Annotated in this window: 12 protein-coding genes and 1 pseudogene; 5 read left to right on the top strand and 8 right to left on the bottom strand. The window is 72.9% G+C overall.

Going from position 1 to position 14,298, the window contains the following annotated elements; all coding sequences use genetic code 11:
- Window positions 1–222: 222 nt before the first annotated feature.
- On the bottom strand, window positions 223–1,752 hold the full coding sequence (locus P3T41_RS23675; protein ID WP_280692035.1) for a dienelactone hydrolase family protein: 1,530 nt from the start codon (window positions 1,750–1,752) through the stop codon (window positions 223–225).
- Between the two features lie 312 nt (window positions 1,753–2,064).
- Between P3T41_RS23675 and P3T41_RS23670 the strand changes: the two genes are divergently transcribed.
- The gene (locus P3T41_RS23670; protein WP_280692034.1) at window positions 2,065–2,847 is read left to right on the top strand and encodes a maleylpyruvate isomerase family mycothiol-dependent enzyme; all 783 of its coding nucleotides are present in this window, start codon (window positions 2,065–2,067) and stop codon (window positions 2,845–2,847) included.
- A gap of 99 nt (window positions 2,848–2,946) precedes the next feature.
- Window positions 2,947–3,335 (top strand): annotated as a pseudogene (locus P3T41_RS23665) (transposase); the annotation flags it as partial.
- 191 nt (window positions 3,336–3,526) lie between these two features.
- Here the strand turns inward: P3T41_RS23665 and P3T41_RS23660 are convergent.
- Both P3T41_RS23660 and P3T41_RS23655 read right to left on the bottom strand, forming a co-directional pair.
- Window positions 3,527–4,081, bottom strand: a complete 555-nt coding sequence (locus tag P3T41_RS23660) for an isochorismatase family protein (RefSeq protein ID WP_280692032.1) — start codon at window positions 4,079–4,081, stop codon at window positions 3,527–3,529.
- Window positions 4,082–4,177: 96 nt separating this feature from the next.
- Window positions 4,178–4,663 carry a MarR family transcriptional regulator gene (locus tag P3T41_RS23655; RefSeq protein ID WP_280692030.1) on the bottom strand — a complete coding sequence of 162 codons (486 nt, stop codon included), beginning with the start codon at window positions 4,661–4,663 and terminating at the stop codon, window positions 4,178–4,180.
- A 209-nt stretch (window positions 4,664–4,872) separates the two neighbouring features.
- Here P3T41_RS23655 and P3T41_RS23650 point away from each other — a divergent pair, with 209 nt between their 5' ends.
- On the top strand, window positions 4,873–5,361 hold the full coding sequence (locus P3T41_RS23650) for an NUDIX hydrolase (RefSeq protein WP_280692028.1): 489 nt from the start codon (window positions 4,873–4,875) through the stop codon (window positions 5,359–5,361).
- 36 nt (window positions 5,362–5,397) lie between these two features.
- Here P3T41_RS23650 and P3T41_RS23645 read toward each other — a convergent pair whose 3' ends face one another.
- The 3 genes from P3T41_RS23645 to P3T41_RS23635 all read right to left on the bottom strand — a co-directional run bounded on the left by P3T41_RS23645 (window position 5,398) and on the right by P3T41_RS23635 (window position 9,860).
- Complete coding sequence (locus P3T41_RS23645) at window positions 5,398–6,696, bottom strand: DUF3533 domain-containing protein (protein WP_280692026.1); 1,299 nt, start codon at window positions 6,694–6,696, stop codon at window positions 5,398–5,400.
- Between the two features lie 135 nt (window positions 6,697–6,831).
- Entirely contained in the window at window positions 6,832–7,575 is a 744-nt protein-coding gene (locus tag P3T41_RS23640; RefSeq protein WP_280692024.1) for a class I SAM-dependent methyltransferase, read from the bottom strand.
- Window positions 7,576–7,646: 71 nt separating this feature from the next.
- Window positions 7,647–9,860, bottom strand: a complete 2,214-nt coding sequence (locus P3T41_RS23635; protein WP_280692022.1) for an alpha-N-acetylglucosaminidase — start codon at window positions 9,858–9,860, stop codon at window positions 7,647–7,649.
- A gap of 187 nt (window positions 9,861–10,047) precedes the next feature.
- Here P3T41_RS23635 and P3T41_RS23630 point away from each other — a divergent pair, with 187 nt between their 5' ends.
- Window positions 10,048–10,965 carry an aminoglycoside phosphotransferase family protein gene (locus P3T41_RS23630; RefSeq protein WP_280692020.1) on the top strand — a complete coding sequence of 306 codons (918 nt, stop codon included), beginning with the start codon at window positions 10,048–10,050 and terminating at the stop codon, window positions 10,963–10,965.
- A 49-nt stretch (window positions 10,966–11,014) separates the two neighbouring features.
- Here the strand turns inward: P3T41_RS23630 and P3T41_RS23625 are convergent, their stop codons facing one another.
- Window positions 11,015–12,682: a hypothetical protein gene (locus P3T41_RS23625; protein WP_280692019.1), complete on the bottom strand. Its 1,668-nt coding sequence runs from the start codon at window positions 12,680–12,682 to the stop codon at window positions 11,015–11,017.
- A gap of 347 nt (window positions 12,683–13,029) precedes the next feature.
- Between P3T41_RS23625 and P3T41_RS23620 the strand changes: the two genes are divergently transcribed.
- The gene (locus tag P3T41_RS23620) at window positions 13,030–13,725 is read left to right on the top strand and encodes an alpha/beta hydrolase (protein ID WP_280692018.1); all 696 of its coding nucleotides are present in this window, start codon (window positions 13,030–13,032) and stop codon (window positions 13,723–13,725) included.
- 102 nt (window positions 13,726–13,827) lie between these two features.
- On the opposite strand, the gene P3T41_RS23615 is transcribed toward P3T41_RS23620, so the two are convergent.
- Window positions 13,828–14,283 carry a MarR family transcriptional regulator gene (locus P3T41_RS23615; protein WP_280692016.1) on the bottom strand — a complete coding sequence of 152 codons (456 nt, stop codon included), beginning with the start codon at window positions 14,281–14,283 and terminating at the stop codon, window positions 13,828–13,830.
- Window positions 14,284–14,298 lie beyond the last annotated feature (15 nt).

Below are 14,298 nucleotides of genomic sequence, written 5' to 3'. Positions count from 1 at the left end.
ATGCCGTTGGCATATTTACTACTTCAGCGACGTGTTTCGGCCACCCCTGGTGCACTTTCGGCGGACGGCCGCAGGGCTCGGGCGTCGCGTGTTGCCGCTACGGACGGTGGCGTGAACTCGGCCACCAGCAGCGGGTGGTTGGCTGATTCCGCGCACTGCGGGGCGGGCGGACGCCCGGCGCCCCGGGATCTTTGAGATGCTCCAGGGCTCCGGGCGGCCGCCTCAGCCGTTCAGGTGCCGCAGCACGGCGCGGACCGCGTGTGCCACGGCCTGGCGCGCCTGCTCGGTGTGGTCGACCGTCTCGAACCCGTGATGCCCACCCGGCACTTCGACCACCTCGACCTCGGCTCGGCATGCCTCGGCGGCGGTCAGGAACTCCTGGACGGTCGCCGCGATCTCCGTGCTCTCCAGCTCGACCCGGGTCAGCACGATCGGCAGGTGGCCCGCGCCGGCCAGCGCGACCGCAGGACGGAACCGGGACTCCGTGAGCCCCCAGTTCGGCAGCGGAGCCAGCACCGGATAGGTCGCCGCCACGCAGCGCAGCCAGGGCGGCGGCGCCGCGAGCCAGTCCGCTGACAGCAACCCGCCGCCGGAGAAGAACCAGAGCGCGACGCGTTCCCCGTCGACCCGCGGATCGGCCCGCACCAGCTCGACCGCGTCGGCGACGTCGGCGGCGGCCTGCGCGAAGTCGCCGAGCCCGTGCAGCCGGTGATCCACCGTCACGCCGACGACGCCCAGGCTTGCCGCGTACCGTCCGTAGCCGAGGAAGGTCGCCGAGTCCCGTGGCGTGGTCGGCGCGTCCCGGGGGACCGGGCCGCCATGGACGAACACCACCGCGGGCCAAGGCCGCAGGGCGCAGGCCGGATCCGGCAGATGGAGATCGACCCGCCCCACCCGCTCGCGAGCACGCTCCGGCACGTCCAGGAGGAAGCGCCGGGGCTCCGCGAGCAGCCCACCCGCCTTCGCGCTCACCCGTTGCCCCTCGCCCGCGGCGGCCCGGAGCAGCACCGCGGCCAGTTCGTCGGGAGCGGAGAGCATCGGCCAGTGCCCGGTGTCGATCTCGATGAAGCGCACCCGGGGCTCGGTGAGCACCTGGAAGCGCGGATCCCCCATCCCCACCACGGTCTCGACCATCGCGACGCTGGCCCCGTTGGCCGTGCACAGGATGCCGGTCGTCGGCAACTCGGCGGCGGCGCCCGACAGTCGCAGCGGCCGGGAGAGCGTGCCCAACGGCTGCGGCGTGCCGCGCTCGACCAGCTGCGCCAGCGCTTCCTCGGGGACGCCGGCCAGGCTGCCCCAGAGCGGCCACTCCTCGGCCGACGGCGCGGGGACCCGCCAGCCCTCCCCGACCGCCGCGGCCTGCCGCACCAGCCGGTCCCGGACCGCCGGGTCGGGCACCAGGTCCAGCACCGACTCCCCGTCCTGGGGGAGGCCGGCGTCCAGGTAGACGACCCGGGCGATCCGCTCCGGCCGCCGGTCGGCGGCGCCCAGCACCGGGTGCATGCCGTTGCCGTGTCCGACCAGCACCAGTTGCGGGGCGGCGATCCGGTCGATCAACCGCAGCAGAGCCGCGATCTGCGTCTCGAGGTCGGTGCCAGGACCCGCCGCCTCGCCACCGTCGGTGCTGCCCGCGAACGTGCCCGTGAGCGCCGTCGGGAACACCTCGGCCCCCGACTCCCGCAGCCGGGCGGTCACTTGCTGCCAGATCCAGTCGCCGGCCCAGGGACCGGGCACCAGCACGAATGCCGTCATCTCATCGCCTCCTCGCACGTCATGGCCCGCGGGTCGGCCGCACCGCGCACCGGCCGTCCGCGCTGCGGGGAACGGTAGGAACTCCCCCTGCGGGAGGTTCCAGTGCCGGGGGACATCCCGCGCTGGCGGCTGCGGGCGGCTGCGGGCGGCTGCGGGAGGCTGCGGGCGCCCGGGCGCCTGGGGCGCGTATTTGGTCGTGATCAGGCGGCAGCTCTGGTGAGGTCCTTGATCCGGATCATCGCGCCGCGAAGGTGGAGGCCGGCCCGCGAAAATCGCTGTGACGTCGCCGGCGCACAGTGATAGAAAGCCCGGGTGACCAAGACCTTGGACTTCCCTGAGCTGCTGCGCCTGATCGACGAGCGGTCGGCCGCCTTCCGGGCCGCGATCGCCTCCGCGCCCAGCCTCGATGTGCAGGTGCCGACCTGCCCCGAGTGGACGCTGCTCGACCTGGTGCACCATCTGGGCGGGGGGCGTCGCGCCTGGGCCGCCACGGTCGCGGCTGGGCCGGACGCCTCGGGCAAGTTGGCGGGCGAGGGCCTGGCCGCACCGCAGGAGCGCGAGGCCTTGCTCGCCTGGCTGGCCGAGTCGACGCAGCAGATGCTGGACGCGTTGCGGGAGGCCGGCCCGGAGCGCGGTTGCTGGACGTGGTGGGGCTCGTCGCAATCGCCGCGGACCTGCGGCGCCGTCGCCCGGCACCAGCTCCAGGAGATCGCGATGCACACCTATGACGCCCAGCTCACCGTGGGCGCCCCGGAGCCGCTGCCGGAGGAGGTGGCGCTTGATGGTGTCGAGGACTTCCTGTTCACCTGCTGCACCACGACGGTCGCTTGGCCGCACAAGCCCGCCGTCGTCGACTATCACGTCACCGCGGGCGGCTCCTGGCGCCAATCGCTCTCCGCCGATGGTTCGCGGGCCTTCCGTCTGCCCGAATCCGGCCCCGCCGCCGGCGAGGACTCGGAGTCGGTCGACGTCTCCGTCCGGGGTACGGCGAGCGACCTGGTCCTGGCCTTCTACGGTCGCATCCCGCTGGACTCCCTGAAGCTCGAAGGCGACCGGCACCTCTTCGACCTGCTGGAAGAGTGGGACATGGAGTAGGACTGCCTGGAGTGGGACCGCGCACCTAGTGCCTATGTGGTTGTGATCATTCTGGGAAGTTGCTCTCACGGTGCGGTCTGATCCGGTAGGCCGTGTTCCGTGACGCGAGTGCAACTATCCGATGCGGAGTGGCAGTTCATCGAGCCGTACCTGCCTGTCGGCGAGTACGGCCCGTACCCCGAACGGCTGCGCCAGCAGTTCGAGGGCGTGATCTGGCACTTCAAGAGCGGCAGCCAGTGGCCTGAGACGCCCAGGGAGTTCGGTGCCTGGTCGACCGTCCACAACCGCTTCCGGCAGTGGAGGGACGCTGGCGTCTTCGAGGCCCTGCTGGAGGGCGCGATCGCGGAGGCAGCCAAGCGGGGCGAGGTGGACTTGTCTCTGGTCAGCGTGGACTCCACCACGGTCCGGGCCCGTCACGACGCCGCCGGGATGCCCCGGACCCCGACGCCCTGGCGGCCTTGGAGAAAGCCGCCGAGGAGGCGGAGCAGGACACCCCGTCCGGGTACGCCGGTGAGCTGGCCCGCAGAGGGCGGGACACCACCGAGTTCGCCGCGATGGCGATCGAGGCGGGGCTGGCGCTCGGCGTCGGCGGGCCTGCTGCGCAGCCGGTGCGCTGAGGACCTGGCATGGCGCCGCTGGGGGCGGACCGTCCCCAGCGGCGCCATGCCAGGTCGGTCGCTCAGCCCCGCTGGTCCAGCAGTGCGATCAGCTCCGCCGTGCTGCCCGTCTCTCCGAGCTTGGGGAAGACCCGGGTCAGGCTGTGCTCGTGCGAGACCGGGTCGAGGTCGGTCACCGCGTCGGTGGCGATGGTGACGTGGTAACCGTGCTCGTGTGCTGCACGGGCGGTGGACTCGACGCCCATGCTGGTGGCGACCCCGCCGATGACGACCTGGGTGACGCCCCGGCGGCGCAGCTCCGCGTCCAGGTCGGTGCCGTGGAAGGCACCCCAGGTCTGCTTGGTGACCGTGATGTCCCCCTCCTCGGCGGGCAGCACCAGTTCGGCCCAGTCGGCCGGCAGTTCGCCGCCGCGGCTGGGGAACTCGGTCCGGCCGGGGGCGCCGCCGGTGACGTTCACCTGGACGATCGGCAGGCCGCGCTCGCGGAACGCCGCGACCAGCTGCTCGGCGTTGGCCAGGACCTTGTCGATGCCGAAGTCGGCGGCGAAGGCGGTGATGCCCTTCTGCAGGTCGATCAGGATCAGCGCGGTGTCGCGGTCCAGGGTGGTGGCGGTCATCGTGATCTCTTCCTTGCTGCTAACGAGGGGTCTGCTTGCTGGGATGGCGGTCTGATGGAACGTCAGCTCCGCGGGACGCCTGCGATCTGTGGGCGCTCAACTCTCGTCGCCGGTGGCGAGGGTGCGCAGTAGTGGCAGTGCCCGGGCGAGGGTGGCGCGCTGAGCCGGGTCGAGTTCGGTGCCGAGCGCGGTGGTCAGCCAGTCGCGCTTGGCGCGCAGGATCGAGTCCATCGCGGCCCGGCCCTCCTCGGTCAGTTCGATGAGCACTTGTCGCCCGTCGGTGGGGTGCGGGGTGCGCCGGACGTAGCCCTGCTCCTCCAACGCCGCCACGGTCATCCGCATCGACTGCGGGCGCACGAACTCCGCCCGGGCGAGGTCGGCCGTGGTCGCCGCACCGTCGCGCCGCAGCCGGGAGGCGGCCGAGCGCTGCGAGGCGGTCAGCCCGCTGCCGGCGGAGGCGGCGCGGGCGCGGCGGAAGAGCTGCCCGAGGACGGCGTGGATCTCACCGGCCAGCCCGGACAGGTCGTCGGGGTCGACGGCGTCCTCGGGACTGGCGGCGGCATCGGGGTCGGCGGGCGGCATGGAGCGAGCTTATGCAGCTGGCAGGGAAACTTGCAAGCTTGACTGTTGAGTCTTCCTGTGGAGTTTCCCCGCCGAGTTGTCCCACCGAGTTGTCCCGCCGAGTCGTCCCGCCGAGTCGTCCGGTCGATCAGCGCCGCACCCGTGCCCGCCGACCCGGCCGTTCGTTGCCCAGGGCAAGCGTCCCGCCGCACCGAGAGGGGGTCGCGTCGATGACCCTGGCCCTGCCGCCCGACGAGTTCACTGCCATGCTGCCCAAGCACGTGGTCTCCGCCGCCGTCCTGCTCACCGACGGGGCGGGCCGGATCCTGATGCTCCATCAGGCGCGCGCTTACCCGGGGCATCCCGCCTGGTGGCAACTGCCCGGCGGCCTGGCGGACGCCGGCGAGCGCCCGCACGAGACCGCGACGCGCGAGACCCGGGAGGAGACCGGCCTCCGGCTGCCCGCCGAGCTGCCCCTGCTCGCCGTCGACTACCGTGCCCCGGTGGACGGTTGGCCCCCGGTGATCGACTTCTGCTTCGACGGCGGCACGGCGCGGCCCGAGGCCGTGGTGCTGCTCAGCGCCGAACACGACGACTACGCCTGGCGCGACCCCGTGCAGTGGCAGCCCTGCCTGCAGCCCGCGCAGCGCCCCTGGTTCGCCGCGCTGCTGCGGGCGCGCGCCGCCGGGACGGCGCTGTTCCTCAATGACGGCCGCTGACCGGAACCACGCCGCGTCCCCGGGTCGCGGTGGTGCTCAGGCGATCTTGGGGACCATCCGGTGCAGGCCCTTGCGGTCGTAGTAGCGGGTGATGGCCAGGCCGAAGGCCAGTGCCAGGACCACGGCGATGGCGATCATGATCCAGGCGCGGATGAGTCCGGCGTCGGCGCGGGCGTCGAAGTAGAGGATGGCGCGGGTGCCGTCGCTGAGTTGCCGCATCGGCTCGAAGACGGCCAGCCAGCGGTAGAAGGTGGGCAGCGCCTGCAGCGGGATCGTCGCACCGGAGGACGGCAGGGCGACGGCGACGAAGATGAACATGCTGACGAGCTGTCCGATGCCGCCGAACGCCGCGTTGATGGCCTGCACACCCAGGCCCACCGCCGCGGTCGCGCAGAACGAGAAGACCCAGAGCAGCGGAAGGTGCGAGGCGTCGATGCCGATGATCGCGATGCCGCCGACCATGACCAGCGTCGAGGTCACCGCGGCGAGCACCACCGACATGCCCCACTTGGCGAGCAGGGTCTGGGTGCGGTTGATCGGCACCACGGGGCGGCGGGTGTGCCAGGGGCCGAGCTCGCTGTCGGCGTAACCGAGGCCCACATCGAGGCCGTTGCTGATGATGTTGGCGCCCAGAAAGCCGGAGAGGACCAGCAGCAGGGTGTAGTAGAACGCCGTCAGCCCCAGGCCGCTGTGCATGCCGATCGGGTGGCCGACCTGGACCACGACCGTGATCGGGTCGGCGAGCAGCAGCCGCTCCGCACTGCTCTGCGCGCCGCCCGGGGCGGGTGCCGCGGCTGCCGTCAGCGAGCCGCCGAGCTGCAGCGAGGCCTGGTGGGCGGCCGCCTGGTTGATCGAGCTGGCCAGCGACGAGGCCAGGCTGCCCACGCCGGGATTGGTCAACACGTTCACGGTGGGGCGCGCGGGCGACTGGGCGCTGGTGCTGCCGAGAGCGGCGACCGCCGCGGTGAAGCCGTCGGGGACCTCCAGGACGCCGTCCAGCTTCCCCGAGGCCAGACCGTCCTGAGCGCTCGCCTGGTCCAGCAGCCGCCAGGAGACCTGCTCCTTCGGGTCGGGGGCGCCGGCGATCCCGCTGGTGAGCTGCGCGCCGAGGTTCGTCGGGTGCCCGGCCACGGTGGCGCCGCGGTCGGCGTTGACCAGGCCGATCGGCAGCCGGTGCAGGTTCCCGTTCGGGTCGGCCACGCCGCCCAGATAGAGGAGCGACAGCAGCAGCGCCAGCAGGGCGACGATGCCGCCGGGGAAGTACCAGGCCTTCGGGTTGCGCAGCACCTGCGCGGCGCGCACCTGTGTCGGCGCGGTGCGCTGCGGAGATGTCATGACGCGGCTCCCGGTGGCATCGATCCGATTCACCGGCAAGCTAGCCGCCCCGGCCGCCCGCGACCTCGTGACCCGCCCGCGCGCCCGGCCACGGTGCCCCAGGTGGCTGAGCGTGCGGCCGCTCGGCAGGCGGGGTCAGCCGAGCTGCTCGGCGCGGCTGCGCGCTCGTACGACGAAGAACGGGGGCAGCTCCGCGCGCCGCGGCTGCGCGGCGGCCACCTCGGGGCCGGGCTCGGGCTCGGCAGTCGCCTCGATCGCGAACCCGTGTGCGATCAGGGCGTTGAGGTAGCCGGACAGCCGGCGGTGCTGGTTGCCGGCCCGCCGCACGCCGTGCGGGTCGGCCGAGCGCCAGAAGCCCTCGGCGTGGTAGTCGCCCACCACGCGGCGGGGGCGGCCGGGTTCGGCGGTGGAATCCGTCCAGCCGGCGTGCGGCGCCTCGAAGCACGGGTGCGGGATGGTGAACACCAGGAGCCCGTCCGGGACCAGTACCCGCCGGGCGGCGCGGAGTGCCGCCGGGAGGTCGGGGACGTTGTTCAGGGAGAGCGCGGCCGTCACCCAGTCGACGGATCCGGCGGCCACCGTCGCCAGGGTGCAGCCGTCGTCGACCAGGTAGCGGGCGCCGGTCGGCGTGCGCTGCTCGGCGGCCCGCGCGTGTTCGATCATGCGCGGGGACGGGTCGATGCCCAGGGCATGGGCGCCTCGGGCGGCCAGGGCCCGGGTGGCGATCCCTTCGCCGCAGCCGACGTCGAGAACGCGTCGTCCGGCGGGGTCGTCCGGCAGTTGGTCGAGCAGGATGTCGCGGCTGAACTCGTTCAAGGCGGAGCCGTTGCGGAGGAGTTGGGCGTACCAGTCGGCGATCGTGTCCCAGGTGTCGGTCATCAAAACCCTGACGCTACCCGACGGCCCAGGGCGCCGGCCATCCGTTTTGGGACCGGGTCCGCCCTGAGCTGTCAGTTCGCGTTCGCCGCCGCGACCTGCCGGGCCAGCGTGAGCAAGTCGCCGACCTGCCGGGCCAAGGTGAGCAAGTCGCCGGTCGGCGCACTCGGGTAGCGGGTGGTCCGGTGCGCCCAGGCGTCGTCCCGGGCGAACCAGTCGATCGCGGCCGGCTCGCCGCCGCTTGCGAGGGCTGCGTCCAGGCTCGCGAAGTACGCGGCCCAGCGCGGGGCGTAGACGTCGGCGACCAAGCCGGACCACTCGCGGTTGGCGTAGTCGTGCAACCGCCCGTCCTCGCTGGGCCCGCGACCGCCCCAGGTGGTCAGCAAGGCGCGCGCGTCGTACTCCAGTTGGTCGCGCTCGGCCGGGGAGGCGCCCCAGGATCGGGCGGCGGCGAGCCAGGGGCCCAGCAGGAAGCGGGAGTCGGTGGCGAGCAGCTGGTCGAGCAGCGCCTCGTCGGCGCTCCAGGCGGCTGTCAGCGCGGCGAAGGCGGCCCGGTCGCGCGCTGCGTAGGCGGCGGCGATCCGGGGCAGCCGCGCCCGGGCGCGGTCGGCGAGCACCTGCCGGGCCAGGTCGAGCAGGTCGAAGCGGTAGGCGTCGCTGCCGCGCAGCTCCGGAGCGACCTGGAGGAGCTCGCCGAGCGCCGCCTCGACCGTCCGGGCGGGGTAGCGCATCGCACTGGGACTCCAGGCCGCGGCCGTGCCGGCGGTCAGCGCGGGCCGGGCGGCGAACAGGCTGTCCGGCGGCTCGCTCCAGCCGTCGGACGGCATGCTGTAGGGGCCGTCCCGCAGCAGCTCCCACGCGGCGGCGGCGTGCGGGTCCGGCCCCCCGTAGCGGCGGGCCGCGTATCCGGCGAACCAGGCGCGCTGGTCGACCGGCCCCGGCTGCCAGGCGAGTTCGGTGAACAGCTCGAAGGCGGCCGGGTTGCCGCCGGTGCCCTCGGGCAGGTAGGCGAGGCCGCGCAGCGCGCTGCCGGGCTTGCCGAGCCACCGGCGGAACCGATCCGTCCAGACCGCCGTGTTGGCGCCGATGCCGGTGTGGCCGCCGAAGTTGTCGATGCTGCCGAAGGCGTACGGCGTCCCGGCCCAGCGGCTCTCCCGGTCCAGCCCGGCGTAGCGGTCGGACAGGCCGTCCAGGATCAGCATCCTGGCCTTGTCGACGCCGCTGAGCACGGCGGGCGAGGGGTTCTGCTCCCAGCCGAGGATCGCCCAGGTGGCGCCGGGGTGCGCGGCGTCCAGCGCCTGCTGCACGGCTCGGGCCGCCGCGCCGGCGTCGACCGGGCCGAGCACGCCGCCCTCGTGCAACAGGTCCATCTTGTACATCGTGCTGTCGCCGAACCGCTCGCGCTGCGCCCGGTAGTAGGCCGCCGCCAGGTCGGCGAAGACCGGGCCGGTCGGGTCGAGCCAGTCCGGCCGCTGGAAGCCGACCCAACTGCCCTGCGCCACCACCCGGGCGCCCGGCCGGCGTTCGGCGAACCCCGGCGGCACGGTGCCGAAGAAGCCGGGCAGCACCGGCGTCATGCCCAGGCCGCGGAGCTGGTCGGCGATCCGCCGCCCGAGCGCCGCGCGCGCCTCGACGAGCTGCGCGGACTCCGGCCCGCCGAAGCCCGCCAGGTTCTGCAGCAGCCACCAGCTCTGATGGCCCGGGGCGGGAAACCAGGCGCGCAACTCCGCTTCGCTGTAACCGAACTGACGCAGCGCCTGGAGATAGGGGTACTCGGCCCCGGTCTGCACGAAGACCTCGTTGACGCCGTGCAGCGCCAGCAGGTCGATCTCGTGCCGGTAGGCGGTGAAGTCGCGGTAGGGGCCGGAGTAGCCGGCGTCGGTGTCGTTCAGCGCGTAGCGGTGCGGCACCGCCGCCGCGCGGGTGATCGGGCCGGCCGGGGCGGGCAGCACCGCCGGGAGCCGGTCGAGGCTGTCACCCGGCCAGCCGAGGTCGACCCCGGCGACGTGCTCCAGATACCAGCCGACGCCGCTGAGCAGGGTGGCCCCCGAGGTGCCGCGCACGGTGATGGCGCCCGGGGTGCCGTCGATCGAGAACGCGTCGCCGGTGGCGGGCCGGGCCGTCGGGAGCAGGCGGAACTGCGCGGCGTGTCCGGGTAGCAGGCGGGAGAGACTCGCCGTGGCGGGGGCGGTGTCGAAGGCGGGAGCCGAAGCGGCCCGGGTGGGGGCGGGCGGGCTGGTCACGGTCAGCGCCGCCGCCAGTAGCAGGGTGATGCCGGGCCACTTCACGTCGTTCGCCTCCGGTGCCGCGATCGGCTGGATCGATCTTGGCAGGCAGGGTGCCGTGGACGCTGGACCGGCGACTCCGCCGGCCGGGTGAGCGGCGGTCGACCGCTGCCCCGAGGCACCATGCGTTGGGAACATCAGCCACAGCCGCTCCGCCCTGGGCCGGTCGGCGACGCTATCGTTGCCCCGCATGACCCACACAGAGATCGAGCTCACCGCGGAGCTGGTCCAGGACCTGTTGCGCGATCAGCACCCCGACCTGGCCGACCATCCCGTGCGGCTCGGCGCGCGTGGTTGGGACAACCAGCTGTGGCGGCTCGGTGACGACCTCGCCGTCCGGTTGCCCTGGGCGACGCAGTCCGCGGACGCGCTGCTGCGCAAGGAGTACGCCTGGCTGCCCGCCCTCGCGTCGCACCTTCCGCTGCAGGTCCCCGTCCCGCAGCGCCTCGGCGAGCCCTCCGAGCGGTTCCCGCGCCCCTGGATCGTCACCACCTGGGTGCCGGGCGAGCCCGCAGACCGTGCTCCGGTCACGCGCGCCGAGGAGGCGGCCGACACCCTGGCCGCCTTCCTGACGGCTCTTCACCACCCCGCACCAGAGGGAGCACCAGCCAGCCGTCTCGGCCGGGGGAGGCCACTGGCCGAGCACTCCGAGGGGTTCGCCGAAGGGCTCGCCGCGGCTACCGAGCTGGGTCTGATCCCCGATCCGGACGCCGTCCGCGCGGTCTGGGAGGACGCCGCCGCCGCGCCCGACTGGCAGGGCGCGGCACTGTGGCTGCACGGCGACCTCCATCCGGCCAACGTTCTCACCGCGAACGGCACTTTCTGCGGCGTGATCGACTTCGGCGACCTCTGCGCGGGCGACCCCGCCTGCGACCTCGCCGCCCCCTGGATCCTGCTGCCCGACGGCGCCGCCACCCGCTTCCACGAGGCCTACCAACCGACCGCAGACACCGCCACCCTGCGCCGTGCCCGCGGCTGGGCCGTGCTGCGCGCCCTCGGCGGCATCCTCATCGGAGATGCCGGCGTCCACGGCCGCCCCGGCGGCAAGCCGACCTGGGGCCCACCCGCCCACGCCACGCTGCGACGCCTCATCGCAACGGCGGGCTGAACGGCGGGGCCCAGGAGGGTGCGGAGTTCGAGAACCTGACCAAGCCCTACTAGTTCCCGGACTTCGGCGGCCACTCGTAAGGGGGCAGCCTGCGGTGCACGGGGCGGTCATTCACCGTTTGCGATTCCTTGTACGAGGCGTATCGAATCCTTCCGAAGGAAACCTCTCCATCCCGGTGCACGTCCACCCCCTCGTTCGGGAAGGAGATCCATCCCGCGCCGGCCTGGGGCCCCGACACCCAGGGGGTGACCACGCTGCGGACGTTGGTCTCGCCGGCGACTATGGTGCCGCGCTTCTTCTCGGGGTCGGTGATCTTCACGCCCGTTTCGGTGAAGGCGATGCGGCTCTTCTTCCCGTCCGGCCCTTCTGCCCAGTGTGTGGTCACGCTGTTCAGGTCGGCCCTGTCGGCCGAGACGGTTCCCCAGGCCTTTCCCTGGCCGTGGAACACGTTCAGCCCGGACTGCGGGAACTCGATCCACCCGTCGCTGTCGCCGCGCCCCTGCACCCACGCGGTCTGCACACCGTTCACGTCGGCCTTGTCGGCCGCGAGGGTGCCCGGCTGCGTTCGTCCGTCCCGGTAGACGTTCAGTCCGGACTTCGGGAAGCCGATCCATCCGTCGTCGGAATTGCGCCCGTGCACCGACGTGGTGTTCACGCGGTCCACCTCGGCCCTGTCGGCCGAGAGGGTGCCCAACTGCGTCGAGCCGCCCTGATGGACGTTCAGGCCGGATTGCGGGAAGTCGATCCATCCGTCGCTGGAGTTGCGGCCGTGCACCGACGTGGTGTTCACGCGGTCCACGTCGACCCTGTCGGCCGTGACGGTTCCCCGGGCGCCGGCCCCGTTGTGGATCTCCACCCCGGCCGCGGCGAAGGTGACACGGCTCCTGCTCGGCGTCCCCTCGACCCACGGGGTGCGCGTCCCGCTGTCGAACTCGGGGACGAGTGCGTGCACCGTGGTGGTGAGGAAGTACCCGTGGTGCTGCTGCGTGGCGGTGGTCGTCCCGGCGATGAGGGTGTAGGTGGTGCCTCGCCTCGGCGCGGAGGGGGGTGACCAGGTGTAGGGCTGCTGGTTCACCTGCGGCCCCTGGGCCGCCGACTGGACGAGCACCTCGGTCCCCTGCGGATCGCGGATCCAGTAGTCGAGGTTGTCCGGCCCCTCCCACTTCAGAACGACGTTCTGGCTCGCGTCCACGTCCACCAAGGAGTTCTTCTCCGGGCGGAAGTTGCGCGGGACCTTCGGCGCCTGCTTCACCAGCCCGAGCGTGGTGGTGAAGTCCGCCTGTCGGATGGGGACGTTGTCGTCGCCGCCGCCGGACCGCTCGTGGATCTTCACGCGGACCAGTCCCGCTGCGTCGGAAACCGGTATGTTCTCCAGTTTCAGGACCAGCGACTCCTCGTCCGGCAGGGTCAGCCTCCCCCCGACGGGCGCCTTCGCCCGGAAGCGGCCGAGCGTACCGTCCCAGCCGAAGACCGGGTCCTCCTCCAGCCAGACCGTGTAGTCCTTCTCGACGCTCGCGCCGATCATCGTCGGATTGCCCGTCAGGTCGTTGGGGCCGCTGCCGACCGGTATCTCCACATCGATGAACTCCCACTTCACCTCGGACTGGTGAGTGTTGGAGACGATCACGTACAGCGTCCCCACGGACGGTGCCCCGGGCTGCGACGCTTGGAGCGAGGTCGGGTCGGTGACGATGGCGTAGTTCAGCAAGGACGGCACGGTAAGGACTCCCTACCTCGGCGTTTCACACGATGCGGGCAGAAGACGCGCAGTGGAGGCTCGGTGCTGGCAGGTGTTGGGTCAGTGTGCTGACACGGGTTCAGGCGGGCAGCCGACAGGTTCAGGGGCAGACGTATCTCGGTGACCGTCGGTACGGCTCAGTCACAGAATCGTCCCGGCGGGCAATCCAGGAGCCACGATTCCGCGTAACTGGCCCGAACAGGGCGCCCGGCGGCTGAAACCGAAGCACATCGTCGTCCATCAGTCGAGACGGGCCTTCGATGGCCCGGCGAGCATGGGTGGCAGGCTGGAGGGGCTGACATAGCGGGGCTGACGTGGAGGTGGCGATGAGGGTCGTGTTCGTGCACGGGGCGTGCGTGCGGGACGGGTCGTGGTGGTGGCACCGCACCGCCGAGCTGCTGCGGGAGCGAGGGGTGGCGAGCGTGGCCCCGGCGCTGCCGAGTTGCGGTGAGGCGGGCCCGGCCGGCGGCGTCGGCGGTCCGGGGCTGCCCGAGGATGTCGCGGCGGTGCGGCAGGTGTTGCGGGCCGGCGACGAGCCGACCGTCGTGGTCGCCCACAGCTACGGCGGCATCGTCACCGCGGAAGCCGCAGCGGGAATCGGGTCGGTGCGCCACCTGCTGCTGATCTCCAGCTACCTGCCCGAGGTCGGGCAGAGCCTGTCGGCGTTCGGGGACGGCGGCCCCGCCCCGTTCCTCGACGTCGACCCCGACGCCGGCACGTTCGGGGTCCGCCCCGAGCTGCTCGTGGACACGTTCTTGCAGGACTGCGACCCCGAGGTCCAGGCGCAGGCGGCGGACCACCTCGCCCGGCAGAGCGTGCAGGTGACCGGGCAGCCGGTCGGGGCGGCCGCCTGGCAGCAGGTGCCCTCGACGTACCTCGTCTGCGCCCAGGACCGGGGCACCCCGCCACGGCTGCAGTGCGAGTTCGCCCGGCGGGCCGGCAGCGTCGTCGAACTCGACGCCGGCCACCACCCGTTCCTGTCCCAGCCCGCCGCGGTCCGGGACCTGGTGCTGAGCCTGTGACGGCAGGCTCACCGCCGCCCTCAGCCGATCACCAGCACCAGCACCAGCCTGCCTCGTACGCGGCCCTGCTCGCTGCTGCTCAGTGCGCGCCGCTGTTCAGCCTCAGCCCTCGTCGGCCGTGAACGGCCCTTCGGTGACGAAGCGGTGCAGCTGGCGGGCGAAGGTGGTGGCCTCGGTGGGGGGCCAGGTGCTCAGGGTGGCGGTGATCCGGTCGGTCAGCCGGTCGCGGGTGGCCTGGACCGTCTGCTCGCCGTGCTCGGTGAGGACCAGCAGGGTGGCGCGGCGGTCGGCGGGGTCGGGCTCGCGGCGCAGTAGGCCGGCCGTCTCCAGGCGGCTGGCGCGGCGGGTCACGTTCGAGCGGTCCAGGCCGACCTCCTGGGCGAGGTCGGCGGCGCTGCGGGGGCCGGTCCGGGCGAGGCCGCTGAGCACCGGGTAGGTGAGCTCGTCGACGCCCTCGCCCAGGCCTTCGGTCAGCTGCTGGTACAGCCGCGCCCGGGTGGTGCGCTTGAGCAGCAGCCCCAGCGCGTCGGCGATCTCGCGTCCCGCTTCCGTCTCCACGCCTCCAGGGTAGCG

Origin of the sequence: Kitasatospora sp. GAS204B (genome assembly GCF_029892155.1) — a bacterium.
In the GTDB taxonomy this organism is placed as follows: Bacteria; Actinomycetota; Actinomycetes; order Streptomycetales; family Streptomycetaceae; genus Kitasatospora.
The sequence above is the reverse complement of the archived record's forward strand: the minus strand, read 5'-3'. Positions and strand labels throughout refer to the sequence as shown.

Excerpts from the sequence above, each read along its gene's own strand:
- P3T41_RS23675 (WP_280692035.1), bottom strand. The coding sequence starts at position 1,752 with ATGACGGCATTCGTGCTGGTGCCCGGTCCCTGGGCCGGCGACTGGATC.
- P3T41_RS23660 (WP_280692032.1), bottom strand. The coding sequence starts at position 4,081 with ATGACCGCCACCACCCTGGACCGCGACACCGCGCTGATCCTGATCGAC.
- P3T41_RS23655 (WP_280692030.1), bottom strand. The coding sequence starts at position 4,663 with ATGCCGCCCGCCGACCCCGATGCCGCCGCCAGTCCCGAGGACGCCGTC.
- P3T41_RS23650 (WP_280692028.1), top strand. The coding sequence starts at position 4,873 with ATGACCCTGGCCCTGCCGCCCGACGAGTTCACTGCCATGCTGCCCAAG.
- P3T41_RS23645 (WP_280692026.1), bottom strand. The coding sequence starts at position 6,696 with ATGACATCTCCGCAGCGCACCGCGCCGACACAGGTGCGCGCCGCGCAG.
- P3T41_RS23640 (WP_280692024.1), bottom strand. The coding sequence starts at position 7,575 with ATGACCGACACCTGGGACACGATCGCCGACTGGTACGCCCAACTCCTC.
- P3T41_RS23630 (WP_280692020.1), top strand. The coding sequence starts at position 10,048 with ATGACCCACACAGAGATCGAGCTCACCGCGGAGCTGGTCCAGGACCTG.
- P3T41_RS23620 (WP_280692018.1), top strand. The coding sequence starts at position 13,030 with ATGAGGGTCGTGTTCGTGCACGGGGCGTGCGTGCGGGACGGGTCGTGG.